The sequence below is a fragment of the Shewanella sp. NIFS-20-20 genome (assembly GCF_019209865.1).
Classification (GTDB): Bacteria; Pseudomonadota; Gammaproteobacteria; order Enterobacterales; family Shewanellaceae; genus Shewanella.
The window spans coordinates 1-11,660 of record NZ_JAHUTT010000085.1; the positions used below are offsets into that span (position 1 = coordinate 1).

Here is an 11,660-nt window from a genome sequence, read left to right on the forward strand (position 1 = left end):
TCTAGCGCGGAACTCATCGTGGAGCGGGTGGTAGCACCTAATGAAGACTCCGAATACATTAGCGCAAACCAACCTCGTTATCGGAAATATCATTTGCAATAACGAGGCGGACCATACATTTTTATGGACGCCACACAATTACTTGGCTTGAAAGGCGCGACAAGCGTTGCCAAACGCCGTAAACAGTGCGATGGAGTCTGGGTTATCTTTGGCTTGCCATTCTGGGTGCCACTGCACCCCTAAAATAAACTGCTCAAAATGGGGACCATGAAACGCCTCGATTAAGCCATCGTCGGCTTGCGCCAGCGGCTCCAGTTGTTTAGCTAGGGTGCAAATGCCTTGGCCATGCAGCGAATTAACCATGATGCGATCGCCTAAGAGTTGATGCATCCAAGTGTGCGGCAGAATATTGATTTCATGGCTTGGCCCGTATTGCACCTCAACACTATCATCGGGATCTTCACGATGATCTTGCAAATGCGGCTGTTTATGCACCTTTTGGTATAAATCACCGCCCAAGGCAACATTGATTTCTTGAAAGCCACGACACACGCCAAGCAAAGGTAACTTGCGCTCTAACGCGGCGTTAATAATGGCAAAGTCCACCGTGTCGCGGTTTTTATCTTGACCTTTTTTCGGGGTCAGATTTTCTTGGCCATAGAGACTGGGGTCGATATTCGAGGCCGCGCCACTTAAATACACCCCATCCACCATGTCGAGGTATTGGTCAATATCATCCACCCCAAAACAAGTGGGCATTAACAGCGGAATGCAATCAGCAATCTCAACAATTGGCGCCATATACTTATGAGTCATGACTTGGTAAGGGTGTTGATTGCGAATTTGTTGGCCCATGGTCATTAAAATGACGGGTTTCTTATTTGAGGATGTTGCTGGCATAGTTCACCTTTAATTTAACGGCACTTTTTATACGCAAATAACTCACGTTATGGTTGGCACGCTTATCGGCAAGATAACAATATCATGGCCAATTAGGGTATCCGAACGACTGCTTAATTATCCATCAGTCTGCCTCACTGTTGTTTAAAATGTCAAACACCTAACCATTATATTTTACATTTATTACTAATGATTTAGGGCCAATGCCAGGCTGTGGCAGCCACGCATGTCATCGCCTTTTCGCCGCGAGCGTAGCGAAGCTATCAGGCCAATCACGCCGCAGCTAGGGTGATATTCACATCTCACGTCGTGAGCGCCAGCCATCCCAGCGCCGTGCTTGGGCGTCAGTGCGTGCAATGCCTTGTTATAAAACGCTACATCTTGCTTGTTGAGCGGGTCAAATCCTTAAATCGGTGGCCTAGCGCTGGGAGTGATGGCTTCGGGGTAAGGGGCCGGGCTTTTCGTATGCAAAAAAATCATAAGATGGCTGAGTTTATATCATTTGCCTCATAGTGGCTGTTTCTCTATTATCCGCGCTTCATTTTTGAGATGTTTTCCTCAGCATTAGATTTTATTGCTAAGTCAAGGCGATGTATCGGATAACAATATCTTGGTGTGCTTGCATCCCTGAGGCTTATTGAAAGGCAATTCATGTTTTCCCAATCGATTTCGGCGCAATTACTGCGGCTATTACTGGCACTGATTGTCACCTTAGTGGCGGTCCAACATTGCCAACCTTTACTCGATGCCCTAGCGCAACATGCCACCAGTGGCGGATGTCATCAGCAATCACCACGGCAGCCATCTCAGAACAACCCAGACACACAGCATAAAGAGCATCATTAATGAGTATTTTTCGGTTGCCACTATTAGTGTGGTCAGGCATTGGCGTGCTGATTATCAGCTTAGGTATCCGCCAATCTTTCGGCATTTTTATGATGCCAATTTCAGACACCTTTAACACTGGCCGGGAGTTCTTTAGCTTAGCCATTGCCTTACAAAACTTGTTATTCGGCATATTTCAGCCGTTTGTTGGCATGGCGGCCGATAGGTTTGGTGCTCGACGAGTCATTATATTGGGCGCAATTGCCTACGGGCTCGGCTTATTACTGACCTCGCTGGTGACCACCCCAAGTGCCTTATACCTGACCTTAGGCGCCTGCGTTGGTATCGGCTTGAGTGCCACCAGTTATGTTATTGTGCTCGGCGCAGTGGCTCGAGTGGTGCCCGCTGAACATACCGCCAAAGCCTTTGGACTCACCACGGCGGCGGGTTCGTTCGGTATGTTTGCGGTCATTCCCGGCGCGCAGGCGTTACTGCAACAGTTTGATTGGCAAGTCGCGATGCAAATTTTTGCCCTGATTTGTTGTGTGATGGTGGCCTTTGCCAGTTTTATCAAAATTCAACCGAATACGGCCAGCGCTACGACTCAGATGCAAACGCAGCAAAGCTTATCGCAAGCCTTAAGGGAAGCACTGACTAATCGTAATTATTGGTTAATCCACTTAGGCTTTTTTGTGTGTGGGTTTCAAGTGATGTTTATTGCCACCCACTTACCGAGTTATATCGCCGATATGGGCTTACCGGGCAACGCCGCGGCGATGGCACTGGCGTATGTGGGCATTTTTAATATCTTCGGCTCGTATTTCTGGGGGATCATGGGCGACCGCTTTGATAAACGCTTCGTGATGTCATCGCTGTATTTGATGCGCGCGGTTGTGATTGCTGGCTTCGTGGTATTGCCCGTTACCGTCGATAGTGCCAGTTTGTTTGGTGCTGCGATTGGTTTTTGCTGGTTAGGGACGGTGCCATTAACTTCGGGTTTAGTCCGGCAGATCTTTGGCGCTAGGTATTTATCAACCCTCTATGGTTTAGTCTTTTTTACCCATCAAGTTGGCAGTTTTTTAGGTGCTTGGGTTGGCGGCCGCATCTATGACTATTATGGTTCTTATCAACCGATTTGGTGGGCGACAGTGGGGTTGGCGTTAGTTGCGGCATTACTGCATTTGCCCTTGAATGATAAGCCACTTCAGCGCTTGCCAAGCATGCACCCGGCTTAAAGACCGCTTGGGTTGAACAGGGGAATTAATGAAAATGGGCAGCGTTTGTTGCCCTTTTTGCTGGGAGTCATTGTGACGGCGTGGGCGAGCGGGCGATGAGGATTAAACTTGGAATTTATTTGGCACATATGATTAGATAATCGTAGGTTAACAATCATGTAACGATAGCGGCTAGTGATATCTGTTGTCGAAGTAGGATGTCATCGCCATGTTGAACACTCAAGTCAGTGATAATATTCGCGCCATTCGTCGCGAAGTCGAAGCCGCTAAATCCCAACAAGATTTAGTTAAACTTGTGCAAAAAATTGAGCACCACCCTGGACCACTGGATTATCGGGATACTTGGTCTCAATTATTCGCTTGGGGCTCGTTGTGTTTAGGTGGGATTGGTTTGGTGTTGATGTTTAATTTTACACTCAACTTGCCGGCGGTAGTGACCAATTCGTTGGACTTAATCCTCTATAGCAGTAATGTGTGGTATCCGATGCTGTTGCTGATGATGATCCTGACCTTGGCGGTAGAAAAATGGAACCAGTTGTCGCTGTTATCCCCTTTGGCCTCGCGGCTTGTGATGGCGTTATTGCTCGGCGGACTATGTTGGTTTACGCCGAATTGGTGGTACTGGTATGTCTCCTACTTCAAGTTAATCAGTCAGGTGATCGGGGTGACGGATATGATGGCTGGGATAGCGATTCATAACCTTATCTTTGGCAGTCTAATTATGTCACTGCTGTATAGGCGTGGCCGCTGGCGTGAACCGGTATCCGATCGCATTTTTATTCGTGATGCCTTATTTAATAACAATTTAAAAGAAATTATGGCGGGAGGATCCTCGCTGGCTCATCAATTGGCGGCGGACTTTTCTGAATTTAACCGCGGCAACCATAGCCGCCAAATCTGTGCTCGTTATCAGGGGCATTATCAAGGTGGCCACTGCCAGTTTGATTATTATCTCTACCGATTTCAGTATGTTGATAAACGCACCGAACAGTACACCGACGGTAATGGTGAAAGGAAAACCCGGACCGTGACCATTACGGCTTATCGTGATGGTATATTGGTGAAATTTCCTTACTCGAACGCCTTATGTCTCAACGGTGATTCGAACCTGACGTCTAAGCGTCACTGTGGCGCTCAGTATCGTGGTGCATCGAATGCGTTTAACCGAGTTTTTGACATAATGGCTGAAGACCCCCAAACTGCAGCGCGTTTGCTAAGCCCGGCTATCGAAGAATCCCTAACTCACTTAGCCACAAAGTTGGAGCGACCAGTGATTGAAATCTCGGCTAACAATGAGCTATGCATCGCGGTTGATAACACCCTGCTTGCGGTCAAACGTCGTTATGGGTTAACTAAACCCAAGGCGTTTGCCAAGGAGATTTCCGAACATTATGAGCTGCAAGAAATTAAGCAGATGCTTGCGTGTGTCGACGATATGCTGCGTTTTAGCGATAATAATTTTAAGGCAGAAGCCCCAGCTTTTGCGACCCAAATAAAAGGATAATACTCATTATGCTCATCGTTACCTTGCTGGTTGCCGCGGTCATTTTTGGTGTCGTTGTGATTTATAACCGCATCATTGGTAAATATAATGCGGTCGATAGAGCCTGGGCATCGGTGCTGACTCAAGAGCGGCAAAAAAACAACATCATTCCCAGCATTGAGCAATTGGTTGAAGAGTATAAGTTACATGAGTCAGAGGTATTGACACAGATCACCGCGCTGCGCAGCGCCCTTGCTGATATGGGGGCAGGTATTGATACTGACAAACTGACTGCCACAGAGCAAACGACAAACGCGTTGTTACAAGGGCTCAAGGTTACGGTTGAAGCTTATCCTGATCTTAAAGCATCGACGGTCTATTGTAATTTGATGACAGAGATCAGCGAACAACAGCAGCAGATCGGCGCGGCAATCCGAATTTTTAATAGTAATGTTGAAGAGTTTAATAATGCGATTCAAATGTTTCCTGGCTCGCTGATCAATGCCAGCCTAATCCAGAAGCAAAAAATACATAGCTTTAGTGATACACAAGCCCAGCAAGGATTTGAATATCGTCCTCATTTGTAGGCCACAGGGGCAGCACTGGCTGCCCCTGCCAACTTCAACGCATCATCACTCAATCGCCTAGGGCATCGACCTTTATGCGCACAGATCGTGAAACAGCTGATCGGCTAGTTCTTGCAAAGTGTTGGCCTCAGGGTGGGTATGTGCAAAGGTGCGTAATCCATAGATCCCCATCGCCAAAAAGCGCGCCAACTGTTGGCTATCACGTTGACTCTGTAACTCACCATTGGCCTTTGCCTGATCAAACACCGCCGCTAAATGTTGTTGCCAAGTGGCTAAGTTACTACTGATGATGGCTTGGATTCCCTCATCTTGTTGGGCAATTTCATTGAGTGCTTTCGTGAGCAAACAGGCTTTGGCAGCATCACAGCTAACGCATTCGGCGACGGTATGGTCTAAATACGCTTTAAGTGCGGCGAGGGTAGACGTTGAGTCGCTAAAAAACTGGCTGAATTCTAGGCTTCTGTCGTGCTGGTATTGCGCCAGTGCAGCTAATAACAGGCCGCGTTTATTGTCGAAAGCACAATAGATGGATCCCGGATGTAGGCCGGTGGCTTTGGTGAGATCTTGCATGCTGGTTTTCGCATAGCCCTTGTCCATAAAGGCCGTCATCGCAGATCGCAGCACTGTTTCTCTATCAAATTCGGCATTTCGCATCCATATCACTCGTTGAACGTCAATCTGGGGATTGTACTTAATTTTGAATGCTTGTTCAAAATGAGCTTGAAACTGACACTTTTTCACTTTATCTTGAACGAACATTCAAAAAACAGGCCTCACCATGTTTGATAACTTATTTGAAGCATATACGCTTAATGCTACCCTTACCCTTAAAAATCGCATTCTGATGGCACCCTTAACCCGCTGCATGGCTGATGACGACTTGGTGCCAACCGAGGCAATGGTTGCCTATTATGCGCGTCGTGCTGAGGCTGGATTAATTATTTCTGAAGCCACGATCATTCGTCCTGATGGTCAAGGATATCCCAATACTCCCGGCCTGTTTAATGGGGCGCAGATTGCCGGTTGGCGTAAGGTGACCGATGCCGTTCATCATGCTGGCGGTAAAATATTTGCCCAGCTCTGGCATACTGGACGGGTTGCTCATCCGCACTTTTTTTCCGCCTCGGGTACCACGGCGGTCATGGCACCGTCGGCAGTTTCGGTTGAAGGCAGCGTGCCTCGAATGCGTCAATTAACCTACCAGGTGCCGACTCCGGTAACCGATGACGACATGGCACAATTAGTGGCTGATTATGCTCAAGCAGCTGCCAATGCCATTGATGCCGGGTTTGATGGGGTTGAAATTCATGGCGCGAATGGTTATTTGATTGACCAGTTCTTACATCATGACAGTAATCGTCGCGATGATGACTATGGTCAAACTCCGGAAAACATGGCGCGTTTCCCATTAGCTGTGGTCGATGCTATTTGTGATCGCATTGGCAATGATCGCACCGCACTGCGGGTGTCGCCAGGCGCCTATTTTAATATGGCGGCTGATAGCCGTGATCGTCCGGTGTTCGATTATTTGCTTTCTCAGCTTGAATCGCGTGAGTTGGCGTATTTACACATAGGTATTTTCGATGATTCAATGACATTTGATTACTTAGAGGGCACAGCCTCTGCCTATGTCCGAAAACACTATGCAAACACCCTGGTCGGCGTTGGTTGTTATAGTGCTGACACCGGTAGCGCCGCAATTGCGGATAATAAATTTGATTTATTGGCCATCGGTCGTCCGTTTATCGCCAACCCTGATTATGTGGCCAAGGTGCGTGATAACCAGCCCCTTGTGGCCTATTCCGACGACATGTTGACTCAATTGAGTTAACCGTCGCAAGTTTGCCACTTACACTGAGGCGCGGCAGCGACAGCCGCCATGGTATGATAGGCGATGAGCCATGGCGGGGTGGCAACGGCTGGAGGCATTCGGTTTTTCCCGAGTTAATCGGGGTTATTTCGAGCATGACTTTAGTCAGCGGCAGCACTCGGTGTACTTAGAGCAGCGGCATTTTAGGCAAACGATACCCACGAAAGTGCGGCTCCTTTTTGGTAACTGGCTCAGTGTTGACTACACTCAAACGGTGATTTTTGACTGTCGGCTAGATGAGCGTTAACTTTAACGTACTCAGCCAACGTGCTGGTTGATTTGTCAGTAAAGTCGTTCATATAACGTCGTTAAGCGGTAGGCGTCTAATAAAAAGGATAAGTTATGCCTGCCAATGAATCGCCGCTGCAGAAGCGACGTCGCCGAGCGATTAGCAGTGGCGTTACCAGTTACCCCGCTGATTTTGCCATCATGTGCCGTAAAAAACCTCATCGAATCGGGATTATTGCTAAAGGCGACTCATGGTTCGCTTACCCGCGTAAATGGATTGCGTTTGGTGGAGACAGCAATATTGTATTTCACCTTGAAAATAAATTAGCTCATACCGACAGCGCTAATTTACTGCGCTTGGCCGTTAATGGCGATGAAGCCGTTGCCATGACCTCGGGGAAACAATTTCAACAGTTGTATAAAATTCTTAAAATAAATCAGAGCAATATCGATTTTATTATGTTTTCTGGCGGGGGCAATGACATTGTCGGTAAACATGACATGTTGTCATTATTGAACCCATACCAAAGTGGATTTGATCATTTAGCTTGTATTCATCACCCTCGTTTCGAGCAGAAACTCGATGCCATTATTCTGGCCTACCAGCGCTTAATTGCTTTATGCGAAGACTTTGCTCCCGAGGCTAAAATTATCACTCATACCTATGACATTGCCAAACCATGGGCTCAAGGCGCTGAATTCTTTTGGGGATTGATTAAAACCGAACCTTGGATTTATCCCTATTTAATCAAACGTAATATTCCTGAGCGCTTACATTTACCCATCATCAAATACATGCTTAACCAGTTGGCTGAGCGCTTACTGGCATTGGCGGCTAAACCGTCGACTCAAGGACGATTAGTGGTGATTAATACCCAAGGCACCTTACGCCCCGGCTCTCAGGAGGATTGGCTTAACGAGATCCATCCTAGCGTGTCAGGGTTTAATCAGATATTTTTAGCCATCTATCCAGTCATGCAGCAATTGCAACCTCAACTGCCTTAGGTATTCACAGGCGCGGTGTTAACGGAATGTGGTGTAGTTAATCTATTGAATTTATTAAAACAACAGGGGGTGGCTATGGCAAAGGTGACGGGAATTGGTGGGGTATTTTTGCAATGCCAAGGGGATAGTCGTGCATTGGCATTATGGTATCAACAACATTTAGGCATGCCGCTGGCAGACTTTGGCGGCGCGATTCTTAATTGGTCAGATGATCATGCCAACGACAATGGATTAACCGTATGGTGTTTAGCCGCGCACGACAGCCAGTGGTTTAAGCCCAGTCAGTCATCGTTTATGATCAATTATCGTGTCGATGATTTGGACGAAATGTTGGCTCAATTACGACAGGCCAATATTGACATCATTCAAGGCCCTGAGTCCCATGAAAATGGAAAGTTTGCTTGGATTATGGATCCAGAAGGAAATAAGGTTGAGCTGTGGCAACCCATGGCATGGGACGATAGCAATAAGCAACAATAACCTAGGTTCCTTGTGCTTTCACAGCTAACCAGTATTGATGTAGGTCATCGATAGCAATCGATGACCTTGAATTCTTATCGACCTAATAAATCGGTTTTATTCTTTTTCGCCGCTTTGGCTGCCTTTTTTTCCTTGGCCGTTAACAAGGGCTTTTTCTTGATGTTTTTCTTACTGTCTTGTCCTTTACTCATGATGCTGTCCTCATAAGATTAGTCTGTAGGTTTGTGATCAACGGCATAGCAATTGGTCAGTCAATTGCGCTTAAATTTACCGTGGCCTCTTAGTGAGTATGTTCCTAACAATCAAGAATAGATAGAGGGCGCGAATAATATTTAATCAATACCATGGCGGCAGTAAACACCAGATGATGCTTGCCATTACATCGGCCTAAATCAAGTGACAAGCTTAACGGTCACAATAAAGTAAAGCTAATACAATCAATCCATTACAGTAAAGTTGTTGCTAGGAAATACTCCAGTAAGCCCGGGGCGTCCGCATGAGTGGTTAGGATTTTACCCATTGACGTCAATCCGGCCACAAGGACTTGCTCTAAGAAGGCCGGCTTCATCATGCAGCGCTTCTGCTGCATCGGCACGCTAATCTTGGTTGGTGCAGCGCTGAGCATGTTCACTGCCATGTGCCTTAACCTCGCCAAGTGTTCTGCGGCGTTTTCTCGGTAAATCTGGCAAGCATCCTCCCGCATGCTGACATCTAAAATCCAATGCATGGATTCAATACCCCAGTGTGCTCGGATTGCATCGCCTGCCTGCTCTGGGCTTAGTTCGGCTGAACCGATGTAGTCGCGGTACGCCAACTCTGGCGCTTTACCTTTTACTGCGTGGAAGTTCTCGACTATCACAATACGAGTCAACCCACACCAACTCGAGAAGTCACCCTCTAGCTCACTTGCACTCAGGACGTGGCAAGTACGCGCTTCAACTCGGCCTTTTTGCTTCTCAATTTGTTATGTCCCTCTTTCTATCGGAGCGCGGCGGTGTGGAGTGAAGGCGGCCGGTACCGCTGAGGCTAACTTGCCTTGATTGCCCTTAACTGCCAGTAAGTCATCGCCCCCTTTGTTTGTGATAGCCTTGGCTATTTTGGTCTGACAGGCCATCGCATCAATCGTCACGATGGCACCTCGCCAATCGAGCCTCTGGATCAGGGCTGGTATCGCGGTGATTTCATTGCTCTTAGTCTCGGTTTTAAGCTGACCTAATACGCGTTGATTAGCTCGCATAAGCACTCACCATGTGAATGCTGCTTTGCCTATCGGCTCGTTTATAGGAGCCCCGTAAGGTCTTGTCATCAATGGCGACGACTTCACCACAGGTTAACTTGTGTACGGTTTTCATCCAATCTAGAAAGCCATTGCGGAACTCAGCAGGAACAATATTGACAATCAGGCGAGCAAAGGTATCATCAACAGGCACTCATTTTTCACACAAGACCTGTTTAAAGAACCACTCATGATGACCAAGCACGTACTCACGAATGTCAGCCCAGCCTTGGCCCCCAGCGATTACAGCACCAATTGAACCAAACAAAATATCGAACAATGGGTCGTCTACTTTTGCGCTTTGTCGCTCGTCACGGATGATGCTGAAATGTGCTTTAATGGTATCTAAATTCATGGGAACTCCTCAAAAGAGGAGCATAAGATCACAATTGGTGTATGAGGTCAATTTCAACCCGATGTTGGACAAGAAATGTTCATGATCTTGCCCTGTCTTAAGCCTGTTCTATCTATCTCTCAATTAGGATAACTTATTTAGAGCAATACTACATTGAAACATAAATTTTTATTGTCTAGATATCTATCCGCAGGTTACTGATGCAGTAACAACGTAACATTCATCAGTTCCGCTCCCAATAGGGCAATCAACAGGTTTACTTGATTGAATTACAATACAAGAACTACCAGTTTGTGTCTTAATTCTGTGCAGCGCACCAATGATAGATATATACTTCGAAGCACCTTGAATATTTATTGTTTTTTGATTTTGGTCTATGCTAGTTAAAAGTTTTGCGTCGTGATTTTCTGTATTATAGTCATATAACTTTATAGTGTTTGTCTCTATATCTAGGTAGGCGATGATAATAGTAGGTCCTTGATCGAAAACACCCTCTAATAAGGCTGATACTCCAAAGAAGGTTGATGTTAAATTCGCGATTGTTCCGAGCGCGTCTATTGCTTTGTCTGCTTTGGCATCCCATTGTGGCTTATTCAAATTTGTTATAAATATAGGTCTTGAGGAATTACCATGCTGGTCTTTAAACATTCCGTTTATAAGTGAGTTGGAGAATTTCTCAATGCTATCTCTGACAACTAGGATATGTGTTGAGGTCCCTGTATTTGGTATATTATTGCCAGTGTAATTTATAGCGTTTATAGAGAAACGTTTTACAGATGAAAGAATATCATTTTTTAAAATGAATTGAACATTATAAGAATACTCAATATTATCACCAGCATAAACTGTTTTTGATCCATATTTATAATATTGGCTACATTTGCGATTATGTTCGTATGCATCAAACTTGCTTTCACAAAATTCACGCTCGGAGTCCAAAATTTCATCTTCAGGAGTAGGTGGGAAGAGAGAGGCGTTGGAGTTAAAGCAAATGGCACTGAATAAAACTAACATAAATCGTTTTTTCACAATGTCATCCTATTAGTATTCAAATTTTATTATATCGACCTACGCTATTATAGGGTTGATATAAATGCTATAGGGTTGTTTGTTTTTCTGCAACATTTTTTCTTGCCCAGGGCGGGATTGCACTTTGTTAACTAAGGAAACTGCGTTTAAGTAGCCCGCCTTCCCCGAGTTCGTGCCCAAGAGCAAAGTGTTTTAAGTGCAGGGCAATCGCGCGGGTGTTTATTTATTTCGCCAATAAGTGCTTTAAGTGCCACCCATAATTGACGTGGTTTAATTGATACGACTACCCCAGTTAAGAGATAATTGATTTAACTGGAGATTGAAATGAAAACACGTAAATCCTATTCAAAAGAATTCAAGCTTGATGCCATTGCACTGGTAAGAGAG

10 protein-coding genes and 1 pseudogene are annotated in these 11,660 nt (G+C 45.9%); 7 read left to right on the forward strand and 4 right to left on the reverse strand.

Annotated elements, in window-relative coordinates; genetic code table 11:
* Positions 1–138: 138 nt before the first annotated feature.
* Positions 139–900 (reverse strand): gamma-glutamyl-gamma-aminobutyrate hydrolase family protein, encoded by a 762-nt coding sequence (locus KU855_RS17750; RefSeq protein ID WP_218532373.1) that lies wholly within the window; start codon positions 898–900, stop codon positions 139–141.
* 651 nt (positions 901–1,551) lie between these two features.
* On the opposite strand from KU855_RS17750, the gene KU855_RS17755 reads away from it, so the two are divergent.
* The 4 genes from KU855_RS17755 (at position 1,552) to KU855_RS17770 (ending at position 5,030) form a co-directional block, all read left to right on the forward strand.
* Complete coding sequence (locus KU855_RS17755) at positions 1,552–1,746, forward strand: hypothetical protein (protein ID WP_218532382.1); 195 nt, start codon at positions 1,552–1,554, stop codon at positions 1,744–1,746.
* Positions 1,746–2,960 carry an MFS transporter gene (locus KU855_RS17760; protein WP_218532384.1) on the forward strand — a complete coding sequence of 405 codons (1,215 nt, stop codon included), beginning with the start codon at positions 1,746–1,748 and terminating at the stop codon, positions 2,958–2,960. Before KU855_RS17755 ends, KU855_RS17760 begins: the two co-directional genes overlap by 1 nt.
* A 208-nt stretch (positions 2,961–3,168) precedes the next feature.
* Complete coding sequence (locus KU855_RS17765; RefSeq protein ID WP_218532386.1) at positions 3,169–4,464, forward strand: DUF3137 domain-containing protein; 1,296 nt, start codon at positions 3,169–3,171, stop codon at positions 4,462–4,464.
* 8 nt (positions 4,465–4,472) lie between these two features.
* On the forward strand, positions 4,473–5,030 hold the full coding sequence (locus KU855_RS17770; RefSeq protein ID WP_218532388.1) for a LemA family protein: 558 nt from the start codon (positions 4,473–4,475) through the stop codon (positions 5,028–5,030).
* Positions 5,031–5,102: 72 nt separating this feature from the next.
* Here the strand turns inward: KU855_RS17770 and KU855_RS17775 are convergent, their stop codons facing one another.
* Positions 5,103–5,684 carry a TetR/AcrR family transcriptional regulator gene (locus KU855_RS17775; RefSeq protein WP_218532390.1) on the reverse strand — a complete coding sequence of 194 codons (582 nt, stop codon included), beginning with the start codon at positions 5,682–5,684 and terminating at the stop codon, positions 5,103–5,105.
* 124 nt (positions 5,685–5,808) lie between these two features.
* On the opposite strand from KU855_RS17775, the gene KU855_RS17780 reads away from it, so the two are divergent.
* From KU855_RS17780 to KU855_RS17790, 3 genes are all read left to right on the forward strand, one after another.
* On the forward strand, positions 5,809–6,861 hold the full coding sequence (locus KU855_RS17780; protein ID WP_218532392.1) for an alkene reductase: 1,053 nt from the start codon (positions 5,809–5,811) through the stop codon (positions 6,859–6,861).
* 381 nt (positions 6,862–7,242) lie between these two features.
* Positions 7,243–8,133, forward strand: a complete 891-nt coding sequence (locus KU855_RS17785) for a hypothetical protein (protein WP_218532395.1) — start codon at positions 7,243–7,245, stop codon at positions 8,131–8,133.
* A 75-nt stretch (positions 8,134–8,208) separates the two neighbouring features.
* On the forward strand, positions 8,209–8,613 hold the full coding sequence (locus KU855_RS17790; RefSeq protein WP_218532402.1) for a VOC family protein: 405 nt from the start codon (positions 8,209–8,211) through the stop codon (positions 8,611–8,613).
* Between the two features lie 511 nt (positions 8,614–9,124).
* Here the strand turns inward: KU855_RS17790 and KU855_RS17795 are convergent.
* Positions 9,125–10,244 (reverse strand): annotated as a pseudogene (locus KU855_RS17795) (ISAs1 family transposase); the annotation flags it as partial.
* Between the two features lie 183 nt (positions 10,245–10,427).
* Positions 10,428–11,273 carry a hypothetical protein gene (locus tag KU855_RS17800; protein ID WP_218532404.1) on the reverse strand — a complete coding sequence of 282 codons (846 nt, stop codon included), beginning with the start codon at positions 11,271–11,273 and terminating at the stop codon, positions 10,428–10,430.
* Between the last annotated feature and the right edge of the window lie 387 nt (positions 11,274–11,660).